Source organism: Methanosphaerula subterraneus, from assembly GCF_052055875.1.
Taxonomy (GTDB): domain Archaea; phylum Halobacteriota; class Methanomicrobia; order Methanomicrobiales; family Methanospirillaceae; genus Methanosphaerula; species Methanosphaerula subterraneus.
In genome coordinates this window covers 1,219,163-1,238,050 of the sequence record NZ_CP170508.1, presented here as the reverse complement: position 1 = coordinate 1,238,050, position 18,888 = coordinate 1,219,163, and the positions used below count along the sequence as shown (strand labels likewise).

General features: G+C 55.5%; 17 protein-coding genes and 1 pseudogene. 7 read left to right on the top strand and 11 right to left on the bottom strand.

Annotated elements, in window-relative coordinates:
- Positions 1–3: 3 nt before the first annotated feature.
- On the bottom strand, positions 4–921 hold the full coding sequence (locus ACFKSJ_RS05815; RefSeq protein ID WP_440951315.1) for an ABC transporter ATP-binding protein: 918 nt from the start codon (positions 919–921) through the stop codon (positions 4–6).
- A gap of 260 nt (positions 922–1,181) precedes the next feature.
- Between ACFKSJ_RS05815 and ACFKSJ_RS05810 the strand changes: the two genes are divergently transcribed.
- Together ACFKSJ_RS05810 and ACFKSJ_RS05805 are read left to right on the top strand one after the other, a co-directional pair.
- The gene (locus ACFKSJ_RS05810; protein WP_440951314.1) at positions 1,182–1,874 is read left to right on the top strand and encodes a hypothetical protein; all 693 of its coding nucleotides are present in this window, start codon (positions 1,182–1,184) and stop codon (positions 1,872–1,874) included.
- Positions 1,875–1,882: 8 nt separating this feature from the next.
- A complete protein-coding gene (locus ACFKSJ_RS05805; protein ID WP_440951313.1) occupies positions 1,883–2,629 on the top strand; it encodes a winged helix-turn-helix transcriptional regulator in 747 nt (248 codons plus the stop codon).
- 169 nt (positions 2,630–2,798) lie between these two features.
- Here the strand turns inward: ACFKSJ_RS05805 and ACFKSJ_RS05800 are convergent, their stop codons facing one another.
- Positions 2,799–4,235 (bottom strand): cache domain-containing protein, encoded by a 1,437-nt coding sequence (locus ACFKSJ_RS05800; protein ID WP_440951312.1) that lies wholly within the window; start codon positions 4,233–4,235, stop codon positions 2,799–2,801.
- 337 nt (positions 4,236–4,572) lie between these two features.
- Between ACFKSJ_RS05800 and ACFKSJ_RS05795 the strand changes: the two are divergent.
- Positions 4,573–4,842 (top strand): annotated as a pseudogene (locus ACFKSJ_RS05795) (MBL fold metallo-hydrolase); the annotation flags it as partial.
- Between the two features lie 318 nt (positions 4,843–5,160).
- Here the strand turns inward: ACFKSJ_RS05795 and ACFKSJ_RS05790 are convergent.
- Positions 5,161–6,042 carry a cohesin domain-containing protein gene (locus ACFKSJ_RS05790; RefSeq protein WP_440951311.1) on the bottom strand — a complete coding sequence of 294 codons (882 nt, stop codon included), beginning with the start codon at positions 6,040–6,042 and terminating at the stop codon, positions 5,161–5,163.
- A 336-nt stretch (positions 6,043–6,378) separates the two neighbouring features.
- On the opposite strand from ACFKSJ_RS05790, the gene ACFKSJ_RS05785 reads away from it, so the two are divergent.
- From ACFKSJ_RS05785 to ACFKSJ_RS05775, 3 genes are all read left to right on the top strand, one after another.
- Complete coding sequence (locus tag ACFKSJ_RS05785; protein ID WP_440951310.1) at positions 6,379–6,675, top strand: hypothetical protein; 297 nt, start codon at positions 6,379–6,381, stop codon at positions 6,673–6,675.
- A 98-nt stretch (positions 6,676–6,773) separates the two neighbouring features.
- Complete coding sequence (locus ACFKSJ_RS05780) at positions 6,774–7,541, top strand: hypothetical protein (protein WP_440951309.1); 768 nt, start codon at positions 6,774–6,776, stop codon at positions 7,539–7,541.
- Positions 7,542–7,764: 223 nt separating this feature from the next.
- The gene (locus ACFKSJ_RS05775) at positions 7,765–8,013 is read left to right on the top strand and encodes a hypothetical protein (RefSeq protein WP_440951308.1); all 249 of its coding nucleotides are present in this window, start codon (positions 7,765–7,767) and stop codon (positions 8,011–8,013) included.
- A 247-nt stretch (positions 8,014–8,260) separates the two neighbouring features.
- Here the strand turns inward: ACFKSJ_RS05775 and ACFKSJ_RS05770 are convergent, their stop codons facing one another.
- Positions 8,261–10,366, bottom strand: a complete 2,106-nt coding sequence (locus tag ACFKSJ_RS05770) for a M3 family metallopeptidase (protein ID WP_440951307.1) — start codon at positions 10,364–10,366, stop codon at positions 8,261–8,263.
- A 305-nt stretch (positions 10,367–10,671) separates the two neighbouring features.
- Here ACFKSJ_RS05770 and ACFKSJ_RS05765 point away from each other — a divergent pair, with 305 nt between their 5' ends.
- Positions 10,672–10,842 (top strand): hypothetical protein, encoded by a 171-nt coding sequence (locus ACFKSJ_RS05765; RefSeq protein WP_440951306.1) that lies wholly within the window; start codon positions 10,672–10,674, stop codon positions 10,840–10,842.
- A 68-nt stretch (positions 10,843–10,910) separates the two neighbouring features.
- Here the strand turns inward: ACFKSJ_RS05765 and ACFKSJ_RS05760 are convergent, their stop codons facing one another.
- The 7 genes from ACFKSJ_RS05760 to ACFKSJ_RS05730 form a co-directional block, all read right to left on the bottom strand.
- Entirely contained in the window at positions 10,911–12,002 is a 1,092-nt protein-coding gene (locus tag ACFKSJ_RS05760) for a glycerol dehydrogenase (RefSeq protein ID WP_440951305.1), read from the bottom strand.
- Between the two features lie 231 nt (positions 12,003–12,233).
- On the bottom strand, positions 12,234–12,665 hold the full coding sequence (locus tag ACFKSJ_RS05755; RefSeq protein WP_440951304.1) for a nuclear transport factor 2 family protein: 432 nt from the start codon (positions 12,663–12,665) through the stop codon (positions 12,234–12,236).
- A gap of 114 nt (positions 12,666–12,779) precedes the next feature.
- Positions 12,780–13,874: a ribosome small subunit-dependent GTPase A gene (gene rsgA / locus ACFKSJ_RS05750; protein ID WP_440951303.1), complete on the bottom strand. Its 1,095-nt coding sequence runs from the start codon at positions 13,872–13,874 to the stop codon at positions 12,780–12,782.
- A gap of 597 nt (positions 13,875–14,471) precedes the next feature.
- Positions 14,472–14,975 carry a hypothetical protein gene (locus ACFKSJ_RS05745; protein ID WP_440951302.1) on the bottom strand — a complete coding sequence of 168 codons (504 nt, stop codon included), beginning with the start codon at positions 14,973–14,975 and terminating at the stop codon, positions 14,472–14,474.
- Between the two features lie 366 nt (positions 14,976–15,341).
- Positions 15,342–15,833 (bottom strand): hypothetical protein, encoded by a 492-nt coding sequence (locus tag ACFKSJ_RS05740; RefSeq protein ID WP_440951301.1) that lies wholly within the window; start codon positions 15,831–15,833, stop codon positions 15,342–15,344.
- A 47-nt stretch (positions 15,834–15,880) separates the two neighbouring features.
- Positions 15,881–16,963 (bottom strand): MFS transporter, encoded by a 1,083-nt coding sequence (locus ACFKSJ_RS05735; RefSeq protein ID WP_440951300.1) that lies wholly within the window; start codon positions 16,961–16,963, stop codon positions 15,881–15,883.
- A gap of 28 nt (positions 16,964–16,991) precedes the next feature.
- Positions 16,992–18,884 carry a beta-CASP ribonuclease aCPSF1 gene (locus ACFKSJ_RS05730; RefSeq protein ID WP_440951299.1) on the bottom strand — a complete coding sequence of 631 codons (1,893 nt, stop codon included), beginning with the start codon at positions 18,882–18,884 and terminating at the stop codon, positions 16,992–16,994.
- Positions 18,885–18,888: the final 4 nt, after the last annotated feature.

Sequence of the window (18,888 nt, the reverse complement as noted above, 5' to 3'; positions counted from 1 at the left end):
TTCTCACTCCGCCAACCGGTAATATGAGAGGAAGGTCTCTTCAAGGGACAGTCCTTCGCGGGAGAGCCCCCGCAGCCGCACGCCGTTCTGTGCGAGGTGGCCAGCGAGGTCGTCCCGTATATCCGAGCGGGCGACGAGCACGGCCGTGCACCGGTCGTGGTCATAGTTCATGCTGATGAGATCCGTGTGGTGGAACTCCGGTATCGGATCCTGTGTCTCCACCCGAATCGTGATCTGTGATGCTGACCTGTCGGACAGCCGGCGGGCAAGATCCTTCCAGGAACCCTGTGCCACCAGTCTGCCGGCTGACAGGATCCCGATCGAGGTGCTGACTCTGCTGACCTCTTCGAGGATATGCGAGGAAACGATCACCGTCTTCCCCTCGCGGGCAACATCCCTGATGATCCGGCGGTAGTCGGCGACGCCCTGCGGGTCGAGATTCGAGGTCGGTTCATCGAGGATGATGACCGATGGCTCGTTGAGGAGGGCCTTGGCAAGACCGAGGCGTTGGCGCATCCCCTTGGAATAGCCGCCGACATGCTTGGTCACGCCTTCAAGGCCGACGAGGGGGAGCAGATCGCTGCAGCGCTTCGCACAGGTGCGGGAGTCCATCCCATACAGTCTGCCTAAATAGGTGAGGTTCTCTTCAGCGCTGAGCGCCGGGTAGAACCCCACGTCTTCAGGCATGTACCCGATCTGCTGTTTGACGGTGATCGGGTCGCGGGCAACGTCCAGCCCATTCACCAGGCAGCGGCCGGTGGTCGGTTCGATAAGTCCCATCAACATCAGGATCACTGTGCTCTTCCCGGCGCCGTTGGGGCCGAGCAGACCGAAGATTTCCCCATCAGGGATCTCGACAGTCAGGTCGTCGACCGCCCGGACGCCGTTATATTCTTTTGAGAGATGTTCGAGTTGTATCATGGTTGCTGCACTCCGGGCCGGAAAGGTTCCGGTCGAATGGATGCACGTCAGTTCGCCATGAGCGTAAAAAGGAGTTATCGCACAGTCCTCTACGTCCCCGGTAACCGGAAAAGAACTGTGCCAGATGACTTAAATGCGACAGAAAGCCCGCGCCCGGATTTTCTCGATTTTTTTACCTGGTGCCGGCACCAGCCACACCCTTCCATATGTAGAGACTTGTGCCAGATACTTTATTTGTCGTCCGCGATGGATACCTAAGCATGCATTACCGGACGGTGATAGGGATCTTGATAGTTGTTGCGGTGTGTCTTGTCTCGATTGTTGCAGCATTCCCCTCGGTGAATGGAGCCTTCGGGGAACCCACGAGCGGGACGGCCCACAGAACCGGAAATGTGACGGTTATGACAATGGACGATCAGGGATCCGGGGGGGAGGCCCGTGTCGCTTATCTGACCGGTGACGTCCTCGAACTTCCGGCGAATTCAGTATCGACATCCACAGCGGCCGGCGTTGTCTCTGTTTCCATAGCCGACCCAGGCTCCAACTCGACTCCCATGACCTTTCCGCTTCTCTCAAGACCTTCGACGGAGAACGGGTATGCTGTCAATTCGATCACAGTTGTACGTGGCGGGGAGCCGCTCCTCGTCAACGACAAGGCCTTCTCTGTGCTGCCTTCAACATCGAACTATTATGTCGATGAGGTTCCGACGAAGAAGCAGCACGAGTGGGTCGACCTTGACTGGAAAGATGAAACAAAGGATCTCATTCTTACTGTGTACGCACCGGATGCGACTTTTGGTCCCTATTTGGATCTGGTTGACGGCAAAAAAGATGGTCGGATATTCCTTGATGTAAGCAGCCAGTTGAATGTGACGCCCGGTTATTGGTTCTTCAAGGTCCAGAATAGTTGCCAGGACAGAACTGACTATACTCTGAACACCTATTCCGTGTGAGTGTGCCCATGAGACAATTTCCAGTTTTTTTTCTGGCGGTGGCGGTTCTTCTCCTCATACTGATTGTGCCCGTAGCGTCTGCCCAGGAATATGTCGTGCGGTCCGGGTACGACAGCCCAGTGGCGCCGGATGCCGAATCCCGGGTTCCTGTCCCGGTTCCATTCTATGCCCTGCCTCTCTGGGTGATGCTCGCCCAGCTGGTTCTTGTCCCCTATGAACTCCTGTTAACGATAAAATTCTGGGCCTATCTGGGGATCCGGCGGATTTCGAGCGCTAACGTCCTCGACCAGGAAGTTCGGGCACAGATCTACGATCATATCAAAAAGAACCCGGGGATTCATCTCAGAGGACTTGCCGGCGAGATGGAGATGAAGATGGGGACACTGCGGTATCATCTGAATATTCTGCGGATCATGCATAAAATCGCGGTCAGCGAGGATGTCGCATCGGTCAGGTTCTATGAGAATAACGGAACTTATAGCCTGGAAGAGCAGCACATCCTCAAATACCTCCGTAACGAGACGACCCGGAAGATCCTGTCCGTCCTCCTCGACCGCCCGATGGTGACCAGGCAGGAGATCGCCGATGCGGTCGGTGTCTCCGGGCCGTCTGTCTCATGGCATATGAAGAGGCTCGAGGATGACAACATTATCACAACCCGGCGCGAGGGAAGGATCACCGCGTACGAGATCCCGGTCCCTGTTGCCCGGTATATCAGCCGGCAGATCCAGATGCCGGTAAGGGCGAACGGATAGGATTGATATCTGGGATGGTTTTGACAGCGCAATTTTATATCGATTATCAACTCGCCCGATACCTTTCCTTTTGAGAAAGGTCTCGGATTTCTCCCTCATGATGATCAATTACGAGGGATTTTTCCAGGAGGAACCGACGGGACCTGGGAGACCTGGAATGTCCAGTTCCTCACTGCACTTCCACGCCATACGCCCCGCTGCCGATCCACCAGGACTCGTCGACCGCCTTTTGATAGATCAGTTTCGGTATCAGGGCTGTGCCGTTCACCGCGGTGTCGGGGAAGAGCATGTGGGAGAAACCAGTGCCGTTCTGCATGGATTCGAGGCCGATCTTCGTCGTCTTCAGGCCGTGGATGTCGGTATCGTCGATGTAGTTCTGCCCGATCGAGACCTTCCAGTAGGGGTCGGCGAGAACCGTGCCGTCGGTCGACTCTGCCCAGACAGAGAGGTTGTTCCTGACAAACGGTCCATGGGGGTCGTCGATCGCAGCGAGGGTCTTCTCCTTCCCGTTCGCCTGTGCATAGGCGACGGCCTCGTTCACCAGGTCGTAGACCTCCGTCCTGGTCGTGTTCCGGACCGGGAGGCCGGTCAGGTTCCCGGTGACGACCCCGGTGTACTCGGGATCGATGATCCCCGAGAAGAGCCACCAGCTGTCGTCCACCGGCTCCGCATAATCGATCTTCGGGAGATAGACGTCCTTCCCGTCCACGGTGACCCGTGCCACCGTGTAGAGGAATCCCCCTCCGGATCTCGCGATGTCCCGCATCCCGCGGATGGTGTCGACGCCGTCGGGGTCATGGTAGTTGATCAGGTTGATCCGGTTCGCCGCCACGTCGGCAGCGTAGGGCGGGCCGGCCAGGTTCGTGCCGTTCATGTCGAAGGCCATGACCGCGAGCTGTCCCTGGAGATACGACCCCTTCGAGTCGTTGAAGACGGCGAGGGCCTTCTCTTTCTCATTCGATCGGGCATAGGCGACCGCGTTCTTGACGTAGGTCACCAGGTCGTCGACGCCGGGCTGTTCCCCCGACATGTTCAGGACGACCGAGGGGTAGATGTCGGCGTCGGAGGTGTAGATCCCGGCACCCACATAGTAGGTCCCGTCCACGTCCTCGACGACCGAGAGTTTGGATTCGACCGTGGCGTTCTTCCCCGGGTTCGGGTAGGCGTAGCTCACGAAGCCCCGGCCGAAGCGTGCGGTCTCCTGCAGGTTCCGGACCAGCGGAGTCCCGAAGGAGTCGGTCATCCCCGAGATGTTGGTCCCGATGATCCCGGGCTCGAGCGGTTCGGCAAGGGCGGTCCCGTTGTAGTCCTCGGCAAAGATGTAGAGGTTGCCGGCTACGAAGGATCCGTTCGGGTTGTTGAAAGCGGCGATGGCCTTCGCCTTCCCGTTCTCGCGGGCGTAGGTCGCCGCCCGGTGCACGAAGGCGATCAGGCCGGTGGTGTTCGTCACATTCGCCGGCGGCGAAGGGAGGGCGGAGACGCCCGGGGTGGTTCCGGCGGGTGGCGATGTCGTGTTCACTGCCGGCTGGGGACTCTGGATGCAGCCGGCGGCGAGGATCACCATGACAAGGAGGGATGCGACGATGAGGAACTGGCGAAGGGTCATGAACTGGGGTTGTGCCGGGAAAGGGAAAAGGGTTGTGATATATGATAGAATCCACTTCTGAGGAAAAAACGGGTTGTTTCTTTGCATCCTGTTGGCACCGGTCCAAAACCCAGCTGGCCCCTGTACTGCGACACAACCAAGGTACTGTAATCCCTCGGTCTGTATCAATGCGCTCAGTGGGATAAAAGGAATAAGTGAGCGAAGGATGATAGAATGTCGGAGAGGTTTCAGAAAGATAGATTTTACCTGGAGGAGGCGAGTATCAAATGACCGACTATGAAATTTTCCCGGAGTGTACCAGGTGCCGGGCGTGAATGGGAACTGATATCTCCTCGATCGGGATGGACTTGTTCTGATCGATTCGGGTATGCCGCGGAGCAGTTCAACGATCGTCTCGCTTATTTTGGATGCCCTCCAGAGGAACCCCGGGGACCTGAAAGACCTTATCCTCACCCATTATCATATGGGCCATATCGGGTCTGTGGCGGACCTCGTCGAGCTCACTGGAGAGGTCGCCATTCACGAGCTCTTCGCCCGCCTCCGCCCTGGAGGGTTATGGGTCTTGTTCTTAGAATCCTGTTGGTCTTCCTTCTGTCCAAACCTATGAATCCGGATATTCTGCGCCATGACGGGGATCAGATCGCCGAGAAACTACGTGAGTATAGTCTGAAGTGAAGTGTCCGGGCGGGAACCGGTCGACCCTTCTCCACTCCTCTCCCGGGCTGGCATTCCTCCGTCATGGCCGGCGGATCGTCGGTAGATCGCATCTATTCCATCCGTTCTTTTTTCAGATTATCCTTGGCTACTGTATGGTAAAAAATCACATGGCTTTCTCTGTGAAAACCATAATGAACAGGCTCGATAAAAAAAGGTTCAGGGAACCCTGGATGGTGGGGGGACCCGCACCATGGAGAGCTTGCGGTGATCAGGCGGCTGCCCTCTGGGTGGGCTGCCTGTTGTAGAAATGGATGAACGCAAAGTTCCCGGTCCCGCTGGTGGAGTGAATGGAGACCAAATACTTCCCGGGTTTGATTGTTGAGACCGCCCAGATGTAGGTGAGGCCATTCTCTGTACTGTAGGGTGTCGTGGCCGAGGTATAGACGGCACCGGTTTGGGGGTTGGATATGTAGAGATCGAAGTCGTTCGCCTGGTTGTACACGAGGGCGAGGATATCATAATCATCGGAGCTCCTGACATCCATGGTATAGGTCTGCCAGGCCCCGGATTGTACCGATCCGATTTCATATGCATACCCGGGGTCAAGAACTGCTCCTGAGAGTGCACCTGTCGAGAAGGTACCACTCAATGCCCTCGCGCTCGAGGTGATGTCGGTGAAGGTCGTGAGGTCTGATGACCAGTACCTGACATGGTCGATCGAGACGGTCAGCGGGGTAGTCCCGGCCTTCAGTGCCTTGAGGTTGATGGTCGCGATCGGGTAACTGCCGGTCGGGTATCCGTTCCGGAAGTCGCCGAGTGCGATCCGCACATGACCGGCTCCGCCTTCGGCACCGGTGGTGTTGGACGACAGTTTGATCTCAGTGGAGACATACTCGGCGACTGATGGGTCCCAGGTGACATCGATATAGGTGTCGCCGAACCTGGGGTTCCACGCGTTGTTCACATAGAGGGTCGCACCGGCGGTCTGCCCGACTCCCACGTTTCCGACACTGCCGATCGCAAAGATGCCGGTGTTGGCTGCAACAGTCGCCGATCCGGGGTTGATGGTCTGGATCTCGGATGCACCTACTGATGAGACACAGATGAGGGTGAAGAGCATTAGAGCTATGATCGCCTTCAGAACTTTCATACTAGAACATTTTCGGTTCAGGATATAATGATTCTCATGTTGTTGTACTGCATAACGAGCCTATCCAACGAGCTCTGCCGGGGATCGGTTCGTTAATCCAGTGATTGGATGGTGTGGGGTCACGCCTTCTGACGACCGTACGACGATCAATGCATCTTCTGCTCCCGGTTTGTGAGGCCATATGAGGACACCTAAATATATATGAATATTCCAAATTTGTCGGCATATTGGTGATAAATGGCATATTCGGGTGCCTTAAAAAATTGGTGAACTGCTAAGGATAGACCGCCAGGGTCACCTGTCCCGGTCCCGTTCTATGCCCTGCCGCTCTGGGTGATGCTCGCCGAGCTGGTTCTGGTCCCTCACGAGCTCCTGCTTGCGATGAAGTTCTGGGAATATCTAGGGATCCGGCGGATCTCGAGCACCAATGTCCTCGACCAGGAGGTCCGGGCGCAGATCTCATTTTTGCAATGGGGTCATCCCAAAACGACGATGAGACTGATTGTCACAGGCTCAACCGATGAAAATCCTCACTTATCCATATTCATTTTTTTGGATTTTCAAGCAAAACTCTCGTTCATTATCAATATAGCCGAGTGTGGATCATTCCATCGATATGACAAAGGCCTGTGATCGTTTGGGATGACCTCAAGTAGTGCCAGATCTAATCACAGATGTAATGTCGATGCGAGAATTATTAAGATTTAAAAACTCAAATGCTAAATTAAACCATGCCAAACGATTTCACAAGGATACAAATTAATGATAGTTTTCAGGAATTGTCTCATCAAATATCATCCGTGATGAGTTCAAATGCTAATACTGCTGAAACTTTTTTCAATGGATTTATGAATTTTTGTGAAACAGATCAAGTACTTGTATCCATTACATCCCCGCTCAAAGAATTTGATATTCCATTCAATGAATGGTGGAATAAAACCTATCCTAACGGTTCAAGAATATTTGTACTCCCAGAAGATCCCTTGAAACGGCAGGCGTTTCTCTATCAACTGTGTCTTAAAATTTACAGGAACGAATTTAAATATCACCAAATTGGTTTTGCATATTTCAAATCCTCTCACATAAATGATAATATCAGTCAATTCAATCAAAACGTTATACAAATATTAAACCGTTATTTCAATCAAAAAATGAAGGGTTTATTTGATTCAATTCCCGTAGATGATTCACCAATTTCTCCATCAATGATCTATGTGTCAGGAGATAATCCAAGAGTAAATATCAACTCCGTAGATCAGTCAACAAATATCGTAAAATATGTCGACATGAGCCAGTTCGATGAAATTGAAACTGTTATCAATCAAATCCAAGATGAGCGAGAAAGAATTATTTGGTTAAACTCGTTTAATGATCTTAAAGGCTCGGTTAGAACAGAATCATATGTTCAAAAATATCAACAATTTATTGCAACCGCCGCTGACCATATAACCTTGATAGCCCCATTTATGACCTTTTTAGCAGGATTGTTGCCATCATAAACATTAACTTCTTTTAATCTTTGTATTCCAAATTTGCTGCATTTTACCGGTAACCCTTCATATGGATCTTCTTATTCTTCATCCAGAGGACAAGAAGAAACCAGAGAAAAATATGCTAAAAGCGACCCTCATTTCCCCCCACAATAATAGCACCCCGTTCCCGATACAGCGGATCAAAAAACCAACCACAAATCACTCATCCCGGCCGGCGATCCAGAGAGCAATGACTCCTGAGGAATTCTTCTACCATGTCTTCGAACCCCTCCCCCGCCAAGGGCCGGGGTGCACCGGTGCGACATGGAAGGCCTGGTTGTATCTCCTCTCGGAGGACGCCCAGACCCGGGACCTCGCCGGCCTCTCCGCCGGCACGATCACCGCGGTCGACAACCGCCAGCAGTTCCTCGACACCGTCACGGCATGGGCGGACCGGGAGTGGATGGGCGGAAGGGTCCGGACCGTCGACCCCTCCTAGGACGACCTCCCGTTTGAGAACGGACAGTTCGATCTCATCTGGTCCGAGGGTGATATCTATAGTGTTGAACGCACCATCCCTGGCCAATCGTAGACTCAAAAGGGTCGGATATCGACCAATTTTGGGATCAGATGCGTTTGTTCGCTTCCCTAAGTTTGGGTGAACCTGAATTTGAGAAAACCTGATGGTATAATCAGTCAGGTTTCAGACAATATTTTTTTATTTTTTTTTAAAAAATTGTAGTGCGTTAAGTCCCGGATGAAGTCCGCGACATATGAATCCCGATGTGCCGATACAGAGCCTCCATGTCGGGTTCCTTCCCCAGGAAATTTTTCAGGAGAACGCTGCCGTCCTCCATGTTGCCCCGGGCAAGTATCTCCTGCCGGAACTTTATGCCGGCGGTCTGGCTGGTCATCCCGTCGCGTTTGAATGTATCAACGATGCTGAGGGCGTACACCTTCGACCACAGATAACTGTAATACCCTGCATCGTACCCGTCCATGATATGGTCGAACGATGCAGGTTGATGCGTCCCTGCAAGCTGAGGTATACCCATCACCTCCTCGTATGTCTGGTATGATACCTCTGTCACGTTGACCGGTTCTGTAGCAGTGTGGAAACGCATATCCTCCAATGATCTCTCCATACGGTTGCTGTAATCACTTCCCATGGAAGCTTGCTGTGCGGCGATGACCCGGTCGCGGAGGTCCGCGGGGATCTTTTGGGAGGTATTCGTATAGTGGCCTGAGACGGATTCCAGCAGCTGAGGGTCCCAGACCCACTCCTCAAGGGCCTGTGAGGGAGTCTCGACAAAATCCCACTCAACACTGGTCCCGGACATCGTACCATAGGGCGCGGTGGTGAGAAGACTGTGCATGGCATGCCCGCTTTCATGGAAGAGCGTCTCCAGATCGTATGGGGTCAGGAGCGAGGGTTTGTTTCCTGACGGGGCCTGGAAATTTGCAATAATTGCAGCCACCGGGACCTGATACGAGCCGTTCTTCTGCCTTCCTTTGATAACATCGGACTCGGAGAACCACGCGTCCTTACCGTCCCGCGGATAGAGATCGAGATACAGGTACCCGACCGTGGCGTTGTCGGAGAGGTTCCTCACGCAAAACAGGCGCACTTCGGGCGACCAGACCGGGGCACCCTTCACCTCATCGAACCCGATGCCGAAGAGGGTGCCGTAGATCGAGAAGAGGCCCTGCAGCACGTTGTCCATCGGGAAGTATTCCCGGACCTCGTCGTCGTTGTACGCATACTGCTGTTTCTTCCGGATCTCCTGCAGGTACACGATATCCCAGGGATCAACCGTCGTTGCCTGGGGATCGAGCCCTTTCTTGATTGAAAGCAGTCCTGCGAATTCTGCCCTGGTCTTCTCCCGCAGGGGTTCTTGTAACGTTGTGAGGAATGTCATGACCGTGCCGGTGCTCTTTGCCATCCTCCCGTCCAACTGGAAGTCGGCCCAGGTGGCATACCCGAGTTCCTGCGCAATCTGCCGGCGAAGATCTATAGCCTGTTCAAGGAGGGCGGTGTTCGCCTCTGCCTGCCGGTTGAAGTAGGCCGCAAAGATCTTCTTCCGGGTCCCACTTTTGTCGGCGTTCGCCATCACGGAGGTGTAGTCAGGGTATTTCGTTGTAACGATGCAGGTTCCCTGCGGTGTCTTTTTGAATGCGGCGATCGTTGCTGACGGGACGCCGGTCAGCTCCTCTTCCGTGAACTCAAGCGTGGTATTGTCGTTGTTCAGGTTGAACATGTACTGCGATTCAAGAGAACTCAGGTTCGCCCGCATCTCTCTGACCCTGGCCAGCCGGTCGTCCGGAAGCCTGAGCCCGTTGTGCTCGAATTCGCGGATGGTCTCGTTATAGAGCCGGGCTTCATCCGGGGTTTGCGGAACCTGACCCTTCAGTGCACTGTACAGGTCGCGCCGCGTGGTCACCCCATTGAGGAAGATCTGGGAGGATGTTGCGACCTCACTGCCTTCAGCGGCGATGGCCGGATCCGGATATACATACCGCATCAGGGTGAGTGGTCCGATTGCATCGTTGTAATCGGATAGTGTCCGGTCGTACGCAAGGAGGGTGTTCTCGACCGTACGCTGCCCGGGGGGAATGGCGGCTATAGCATTGAGTGAGGCAGTAGCGTCCTCTTCTGCCTGGTCATTGATCCTGGTAATTTCTCCGGTTGAATACCGGGTCTGGATTGGTGCTGCCGGTGTCGTGCGATTCTCTGCAGAGCCTGCCGATGTGCCGCCCTGGAGGCATCCTGCGATCATCAGGAGGGCAACGAGGAGCGCACCTACGCCGGCAGCTACTGGGTAATACCGGATGTTCCTGAGTCGTGTAGGCATGGATGATCAGTACCATACCTGCGATGTAACGGAGGATAAATAGAGCTGGATGGGTAAGAGCCAATGCGGGGCCCCCCTGGTCGATCACCCGCCAGATCGGCACCGGTCTGCCTGCGCCGCAACCTGAGGGCTTGGTCCGGATCGGTTACCATCACACCATTCCAGAACCTGGGTGGTGTTCTTCAGGGCATCTGCACCATCAGCGGTGTTTACCCCGCGGCCGGTGAACGATCTCTTATCTGCGGATCGATTGAATGCGAAGAATCCGGAATACATCCCGTTGGTGTCGGAGTCGTACCAGATTCGTGATTGTAAAAGAGAAGATATCCGCTGCAGACCGGATGGATACCGGTATCCTTGCCTCGGTCTGCCCGTTCTGCCGGAGAAACCTTGAGGATGCGCGTGTTATTGTGGGATCATCTATCGAGGTGCTCGATCTCATCCAGCTGGTTGACCGGATGATGGATTCCCCGTAAGGCAATCCCGCGGACGGAACAGGGAGGCTTCCTGTGATCGCCAGACTGCCCCGGCACCCCCGGAGGCATCACATCTCCGCTGCCCTGAATTTTCTTCCCCTGGCATCTGCCGCCACCAGGGCGTCAAACATCATATCAGGCGTCACGGTAAACGGCATACTGTCCATAAAATTCTGCGGACTGCATGCAGTCACCGCAACGCTCATGAGCTCATCACGGGTGAGATCCTGTGTACTTAATTCTGTAAATGAAACCGGGAGTCCCACGCTGGTGCAGAACCGGAGGACCTCTGCAATCTCTGCATCCGTCCTTTTTTCGAGGAGCATCTGAACAAGAGTACCAAATGCAACAAGTTCGCCGTGGTACATGGAGTGGCATGGGGGCAGTGCAGTAAAAGCATTGTAGACTGAATGGGCACAGGCAAGGCCGTTGCTCTCAAAACCCACCCCGCTGAGATAAATATTCGCTTCAATGATATTCTCGAGCTCCGGGGAACAGACCCCCTCTTCTGCAGAACGTTTGGCTTTCAGGCCATCGCGGATCAGGATCTCGTAACACACCTGTGCCAGTGCCACAGAAGTGGTGGTCGATCTTCCGCCGGCACAATTATCATGGCCCGAGGCAGCGTTTGCCATGGCCTCGAAATACGTCGATAATGCATCCCCCATGCCGGCAACGAGAAACCGGACCGGTGCCTGGATAATGACATCCGTATCGACCAGCACCAGTTCCGGGTTTCGGAGAAGGAGAATATTGCCGTCAAAGACATGGTCTTCTGTGTAGGTAACGGCGATTGCGCTGGTGGGAGCGTCGGTCGATGCAATCGTGGGGACCGAAATAACCGGGGCTCTCTCATAAAATGCAACGCCTTTTGCGGTATCGAGGGCCTTCCCTCCGCCTACCCCCACCACCACGGTGCAGTGATTCGCCCGGTACCTGGTCCGTATCCGGTCGATCTCGTTCCGTGTGCATTCTCCGCCGAATTTTTCAAAGACCGGTGTAGATCCGGAATCTCTGTAACTCTCCTCAATGACGCCTTTCAGATTGTTATATGCAAAACCCCCCATGACGAACAGAACCGGCCCGCCCAGGTAGGAGATGCGGTCTTTTATTCGTGAAAGTTCTCCAGGTCCCTGGATATATTTTGATGGTGATGCCAATACTCTGGACATACGACAATATCTCCTCGCTGTAACAGATTATTGTCGCTTCATACATAAACAGCAGACTTCAGCCGGAATAAGAAGGAGAGGGGAATGGTTGCGTCATCTTTGGATCGGCGCCTGTCCCACGGCAGCAAAGGGACGCCGGCACCGATACTTCCGTGCTCAGCAGACCCTGAATAGTGCGGTCCGGACCAACACGAACCATATACCGACCGGTCCCGTTCTTCACGCACCGGGAAAGGATTGCCCCGCAACCTGTCCGCCATAGGGCATGGAGAAGTGGATCTGCTCGATGGACCACCGGCTTCCGGTATTTTTCAGCACCATCGTCGACCTGCCGTGCATGGTCTGCGCCGGGGACTCGTCAGCCGTGAAGGTGATGGACGTTCGGGTCATGACCCATGCAACCGTTCCATCGCCGGCAATCTTCGTATCCGAAAAATCGACTGCAAGAACCGTTGCCTGGCTCATGTCACGCTGGATCTGCCGGATAAAATCCTGGCGATTCTCGATAACCTCGTCCGGCCCGCTGCCAAACCCGCAGATTTCGGGGGAGAATATCGCCATCATTCCCTGGAAGTCCTCCGTCCGGTATGCCGTGGCATACGCGTCCATCGTTGCTCTGACCTCCGCTTTCTGTGCATCTGTAAGAGTCATACCGGTTATCGGTGCCGAACCAATATCCATCTTTCTGTCCGGATGTGTGCACGACAGGATACCTGATCCGGAACCCGCGTCTGCCTATCCCGTCTGATACCTGAGTGCGGCCCCCTACTCCCCTTTTCCTCTCTTGATTTCCCGGGCCATTTTTGTTATTCCTTTCCAGCGTCTCTTCTCGGACCGGACCAGGCCGATCTCCGCCTTCTCCTGTTCGAATGAAAGTTCCCGCATCAGCCGGTGGAAACTTTCAAGCCTTGAGGAGGAGAGGATCCCGCTTCGTGCGGCTTCCTGCACGGCACAGCCCAGCTCCTGCTCATGCCGGCAGTCCGAGAATTTGCAGCCTTCCGCCAGTTCAAGAATGTCGGGGAATGTCTCGGCCATACCGGTTGATGCCGTGCCGACACCCACTTCACGGAGGCCCGGGTTGTCGATCATCAAGGCCCCGCCCTTCAGGAGAAAGAGCTGGCGGACGGTCGTGGTGTGCCGGCCTCTCCCGTCGGATTCCCGGATCTGCGAGGTCTCCTGCACCGGGTTGTCCAGTAGCCGGTTGATCAGGGTCGATTTGCCAACCCCCGAAGAACCGATGAGGGCAATGGTTGTGCCAGGGGCGAGGTAGGGATCGAGTCCTCTGATTCCATCACCGCTGAGTGCGCTGATGGGAATCACCGGTATCCCGGCCGAGACCGGGATGATCCTCTCTGCGAGCAGATGGGGATCCTCCGCACGATCTGACTTATTGATCACGATCACCGGCCGGGCTCCGGATGCATGGGCAATGGCAAGGTAGCGCTCGATCCTCCGGGCGTTCAGGTCATGGCCGGCTGCCGTGACGATGAAGACGATATCGACATTTGCAGCGATGACCTGATCGGTACCTTCACGTCCCGAAGATCCACGGGTGAACCGGGTTCTCTGCGGGAGGATATCCACGATCGTTGAAACACCGGCTTCCGGCTGGTGCAGCAGCACGATAAAATCGCCGACTGCCGGAAAACGGCCGAGTTTTCGCAGGGCTCCGGAGATGCCGGCCGTAACGGATCCGTCTTCTGTGAGTACGTCCCACACGGTCTTCTGCCGGCAGGCCACGCGGCCAGGAACGTAGGGTCCGGAATATTTCAGAAAAGCCTTCTGATCTTCTTCTGTCCAGCCGAGCCGGCGCAGGGTAGAGGGATGCGTTGTCGTGCATCCGGATGATACATGGTCCATAAAAAATACCCAAACGATGCGTGTATAGTCGAAAACCCAACCATTTATGCAGTCCGGTTTTCTCAAATTCTGATCCACCTGGAAGGGGAACCGATATTAAGAAGAGTCCGGAGGACTCTGCGAATAGTCTTAACCGTATCTAATCCAAAGGAGGCCAATCTCCGACTCGTATGAGTCTACGATCAGCCAGGGATGATGCGTTCAACACTATACTCAGGATGGTATGCAAAGTGCTGAGTGGTTTGTGATCGGGTTTTCCTTCATCACCCGTATCTGATGAACCCTGTCCCGTACTCTGGTTTCCTCGTTCCCCAGCCGGCGGTTTCGCCCTGTTCTCGATCAGGGCTTCGACCCTTTTTTGATGAGGCGCTTCCGGCGGATGATCATGTTAGGGGACCACGGTTCTCAGTATGTAGCAAATCTTGCATGTTCTTAACGATTCCCTGATTGTTGCGCAGTTGCATTATTCGAGTATATCCTGATGAGGTCATCCAAAGACTCGAGTTCATTCCCCATATCAGAGTGCGTGGATCCTTCCATCGACGTAACGAAGGGTTGGGATCTGTTTTGGGATGACCTTTGAAAAAAAGGTTGGAATTATGTGATTTTGATCGGTCCACCGTTGATGTTGCCATCTCCGCTAATGAACCATACCTGGGGAGAACTCTGAGGATCATCGATGAAGATCCCCAACAGATATGTCTGTGGCCCAAAAGAAGTCGGTCCAAGGATTTGAATGAAGGGATACGTCCCTATTTTGACGTTATCGACGGTCACATCCGCATCGCCCATGAGTCCGACATAAGTTCCGGCAGTATCCTCAAATAACATACCCGAGGTAACGTTCAGGTGAGCCTTGAGCCTGGTCCCGTTGGTGTCCATGAAGGTGCCTTCTCCCGTCCAGGTCCCGTCAGCGGCCTGCTGGGCCTGACCGGCGAAGTGCACGGTGTCGCCGATGAAAGCGAAGGGATACCCCATGAAGTCTTCGGTGACTCCCCATCCGCCGTACGTCACCTTGTGCTGGGGCGGTGCAGCGAGCGCGGGGACTGCAAAAAGTGCAAGAACAACAAGCACTGCGATTACCAAAATTGCTCTTTTCATACTTCATTCACCTCATTTCTCGATTATGGACACAACACATAATGAACATGTTGAGTTCCATCGAATGCTGAATATCCTCTTAAGGCGACTGAGGAGGGGTGGGGCTAATATTTATTCTTTTCTATATTTTTTGTCCATACACTATCACTTATTTGTGGGGATGTGAGGAAAATATGAGAGACTAGACCGGGGGAGTGTAGCAAAGTACTGATCCTACAACAACAATTCCTCCCCAGCAACAGTAGATTATACCCCCAACCGCATAAACCCACATCCCGAGTCGGCGCTGAATACGTAATGACACTGAGCAAGTTCTTCTACCTGGTCTTCGAACCCCTCCCCCGACTCATCTAAAAAAAATGAAAATTATCCTATCGTGAGACTGACCGTCTGCTTCTGAACAGCACTTCCTGAGGTGGCCGTCACCACACCGTTCAGATTGATGTTCGCCGGCAGGCTCTCCGGGATCGTCAGCGGGTAACTGAACGACTGCGGATAGGGCGGCTGCAGGGTGCCGAGGTCATAGGTCTTCTTGAAGATCCCGGCACTGGCTGCGAGCGAGAGCTGAACCGGCCCCGTGAACCCGGGCTGGGCCGTGACCTCGCCGGTGTAGGTGATCGTGTCGCCCGCCCGTCCGGTCGCCGAGGCCGGCGAGATCTTGAAGGAGAACGGGGCTGCAGCACTGGTTGTGACCTGCGCCGTCGGCACGGTCATGCCTGCATCATCGAAGGAGGAGTAGGGAAGCAGTTCGGGTACGAAATGTTCTGCGATGAAGAGCGCCGTGCAGACGAGCATCACCAGCAGCACCGTCCCTTTCATCATGGACCAGAGCAGCGATGGTCTAGTATTGCGGGCCATTGTCAGTACGTTGGAGAGGAAGCCGAATTAAATGATTGTTAGGGGCATCAGAAGACCCGCTTCAGACGACAGGCCGTGCACCGCCGGATCGTGACGGTGACGATAGCGACCAGCCCGGCGACCACCAGGAAGGCCGGCACGCTCCCGAGGTACTGAAAGACCGCCCCGCTGATCGCCGGCAGGAGTGACATCCCGGCATAGGAGGCCGAATTGTACAGCCCCATCGTAACCCCCTGCCCGGTGCTGGTCTCGGCCAGAAACGCCATCTGTGCGATGGTCACGACCCCGGCAGCCGCCCCCATCACCGCAAAGCCAGCGGGCGTCAGGTAGCAGAGCAGGACCGAGAGGCCGAGGACCACCGACCCGACCTGGATCGTCGGGATCGGGTCGAGACGGAACCGGGAGGCGACCAGCACCGCGACGATCGTCGCGACATTCTGGAGGGCGATCTGTATTCCCAGGAGATCCGCAGACCCCCCGGTGAACTCCGGATAGATGGCGGTCACCGCACCGGTGGCCCCGATCAGCAGAAATGCCGAGACATAGAGCCACCAGTGGGAGAACAGGGCGCCCGCGATCGGCTCCCGTGGGCTCAGCGGACACGCCACCTCCCTGACCACGGCGCTCAACACCAGCACGACCGCCAGCATCAGGGTGAAGAGGACGAAACTCCCGGGGATCGTGTGATAGGCATACTGTTCCGGGATCAGGCCGGTGACGATCAGGCCGGCGATCAGGCCGGCGTTGATGGACGCCATGAACTTGCCGCTCAGGGGTGCATGGTCCGGCTGAGAGTTCACCCAGGCCATCGCCGCCGAGATGAAGAGTCCTGCCCCCACCCCCTCCAGCAGTCGTGCACCGGCGAAGACCATCGGTACGGGAACGAGGATCATCAGGGCACCGCTGACCAGGCTCAGCAGCAGCCCCCAGTGGATTAGCGGCACCCGGCCGAACCGCTCGCAGAGGATCCCGCCCGGCAGCACCGTGCAGAGGGCTCCGACAAAGTAGGCCGAGTAGAGCAACCCCTGCATCGTCGCCTCTGATGCAAATAACGGAAGCACCGGGACGATGGCATTGGAGAGGGCCATCACGGTGAATACGGCAATGCAGAGGGTCAGACGCTGTTTCATAAAAAGTGGGGTGAAATTCGATTGGGTATCAGATCATCCGGTAGGTCTCGAGGTTCATCGGGGAGTGAGTCTCGATGTGGTAGCGTTTGTAGAGGGAACTGGCCAGATCGATCGTCTTGTTCTCGTCCCCATGGATCGTGAAGATCTTCTCAGGGTGCGGCTGGACATGCCCGACATAGTTCATCAGCTGCCGCCGGTCGGAGTGACCGCTGAACCCGTCGACCGTCACGATCTCCAGGTTGATCACGATCGTCTCGCGCCGGCCGAGCGGGACCTCCCGCCATCCTTTCTGGATTCTGCGGCCGAGGGTCCCGTCCGCCTGATAGCCGACAAAGACCAGGGCGTTCTTCTCGTCGCCGGCCAGGTTGTGGAGGTAATCGAGGACCGGCCCGCCGTTCATCATACCGCTGGTCGTGATGATCACGCACGGGTCGCCGACCATCACCTTCTCACGGAGCTCGTTCGAGTCGACCTGCACAAAGCATTCAGCCAGGAACGGGTTCAGCCCTTCGCGGAAGATCAGGTTCCGGAGGTCGCTGTTCAGATATTCCGGGTAGGTGGTGTGGATCGCGGTCGCCTCTTTGATCATCCCGTCCAGGTAGATCTTGACGTTCGGGATCTTCCCGAGCCGCATCCCCTCCTCAAGGGCCAGCATCACTTCCTGGGACCGTCCGACTGCGAACGCAGGGATGATCACCTTGCCGCCACGCCCGAGCACCGTGTTGACGGTCTCGTAGAGTTTCTCCTCGGCGTCCTTGCGTGCCGGCTGCATATCGTTCGCCCCGCCGTAGGTGCTCTCCATAAAGAGCGCTTCGAGCCGCGGGAACGTCGAGACGGCCGGGTTGAAGAGCCGGCTCTTCCCATAGTTGAAGTCCCCGGTGAACGCGATATTGTACAGCCCGTCCCCGAGGTGGAAGTGGGCGATGGCGGACCCGAGGATATGCCCTGCATTGTGGAAGGTCAGCTTGATGTCCGGTGCGATGTCGGTGACACTGCCGTAGTTCAGCACGATCGAGTGCTTCAGGTAGTTCCTGACATCAGCGGAGGTGTAGGGGATCTTCTTGTCCTCTTTCCTGATCACCTCGAGGTAGTCGAGCTGGAGCATCGATGAGAGGTCACGGGTCGGCGGGGTGCTGTATACCGGTCCTTCATATCCGTATTTATACAGCAGCGGGATCAGGGCACAGTGATCGAGGTGGGCGTGGGTCAGGACCACCGCATCGAGCTGCGAGAGCGGGTGGATCTCAGGCACGTACAGGTACGGCGTCCCGTTGTTGCTGTTGTCGGGCTTCTCCCCGCAATCGATCAGCACCTTGCTCTCAGGCGTCGAGAGGAGGAATGCGGCCCTGCCGACCTCCCTGCAGCACCCGAGCGTGGTGACTCTGACCCACTGGTCCTTGTTGGTGACTTCCCGGTGGATCCGTCTTCCGATCGTCCGCAGGAAGTCCTTCCGCTCGTCATTGACCGAGCGCATGAACTGGCGGACCTGCTTGACGGTGGTACTTTCGATCGGAGGAGTCCTGACCACCTTCGGCGTCCAGCCGATGGCCTTGGTGATCTCGCGGAGGGTCGCCCCGTTCTTTCCGATCACGACCCCCGGCTTCTCAGCCTCGATCAGCACCTCGCCTGTATCTGCATCGAAGAAGATGTCAGTGATGCCGGCACCCTCGGGAACGACCGACTTGATGTCGTTCACTGCCTTCTCAGGCTCTTCGAGGATCGTCGGCCTGATCACAATCCGCTTCCGCAGGTCGCGGGCCAGGATTCTGATCAGATCCGCCTCGTCGGCGAACCGCTTGGGGTCGTCTGTATAGATGGCCAGTTCCGGGCCTTCAAATTCAACCTGCGATACTGTGATGCCTGCCGGCACCTTCTCGTTGATCTTATCTCTGAGCTCTTTAAGCCTCTCTTCGATGACCATTAAT

What these genes read in the sequence shown, in the direction of transcription:
- ACFKSJ_RS05770 (WP_440951307.1), bottom strand. Translation starts at nt 10,366, where the DNA reads ATGCCTACACGACTCAGGAACATCCGGTATTACCCAGTAGCTGCCGGC.
- ACFKSJ_RS05815 (WP_440951315.1), bottom strand. Translation starts at nt 921, where the DNA reads ATGATACAACTCGAACATCTCTCAAAAGAATATAACGGCGTCCGGGCG.
- ACFKSJ_RS05730 (WP_440951299.1), bottom strand. Translation starts at nt 18,884, where the DNA reads ATGGTCATCGAAGAGAGGCTTAAAGAGCTCAGAGATAAGATCAACGAG.
- rsgA (WP_440951303.1), bottom strand. Translation starts at nt 13,874, where the DNA reads ATGGACCATGTATCATCCGGATGCACGACAACGCATCCCTCTACCCTG.
- ACFKSJ_RS05780 (WP_440951309.1), top strand. Translation starts at nt 6,774, where the DNA reads ATGCCAAACGATTTCACAAGGATACAAATTAATGATAGTTTTCAGGAA.
- ACFKSJ_RS05755 (WP_440951304.1), bottom strand. Translation starts at nt 12,665, where the DNA reads ATGACTCTTACAGATGCACAGAAAGCGGAGGTCAGAGCAACGATGGAC.
- ACFKSJ_RS05775 (WP_440951308.1), top strand. Translation starts at nt 7,765, where the DNA reads ATGACTCCTGAGGAATTCTTCTACCATGTCTTCGAACCCCTCCCCCGC.
- ACFKSJ_RS05745 (WP_440951302.1), bottom strand. Translation starts at nt 14,975, where the DNA reads ATGAAAAGAGCAATTTTGGTAATCGCAGTGCTTGTTGTTCTTGCACTT.
- ACFKSJ_RS05810 (WP_440951314.1), top strand. Translation starts at nt 1,182, where the DNA reads ATGCATTACCGGACGGTGATAGGGATCTTGATAGTTGTTGCGGTGTGT.
- ACFKSJ_RS05740 (WP_440951301.1), bottom strand. Translation starts at nt 15,833, where the DNA reads ATGGCCCGCAATACTAGACCATCGCTGCTCTGGTCCATGATGAAAGGG.
- ACFKSJ_RS05790 (WP_440951311.1), bottom strand. Translation starts at nt 6,042, where the DNA reads ATGAAAGTTCTGAAGGCGATCATAGCTCTAATGCTCTTCACCCTCATC.
- ACFKSJ_RS05785 (WP_440951310.1), top strand. Translation starts at nt 6,379, where the DNA reads ATGCTCGCCGAGCTGGTTCTGGTCCCTCACGAGCTCCTGCTTGCGATG.
- ACFKSJ_RS05805 (WP_440951313.1), top strand. Translation starts at nt 1,883, where the DNA reads ATGAGACAATTTCCAGTTTTTTTTCTGGCGGTGGCGGTTCTTCTCCTC.
- ACFKSJ_RS05800 (WP_440951312.1), bottom strand. Translation starts at nt 4,235, where the DNA reads ATGACCCTTCGCCAGTTCCTCATCGTCGCATCCCTCCTTGTCATGGTG.
- ACFKSJ_RS05735 (WP_440951300.1), bottom strand. Translation starts at nt 16,963, where the DNA reads ATGAAACAGCGTCTGACCCTCTGCATTGCCGTATTCACCGTGATGGCC.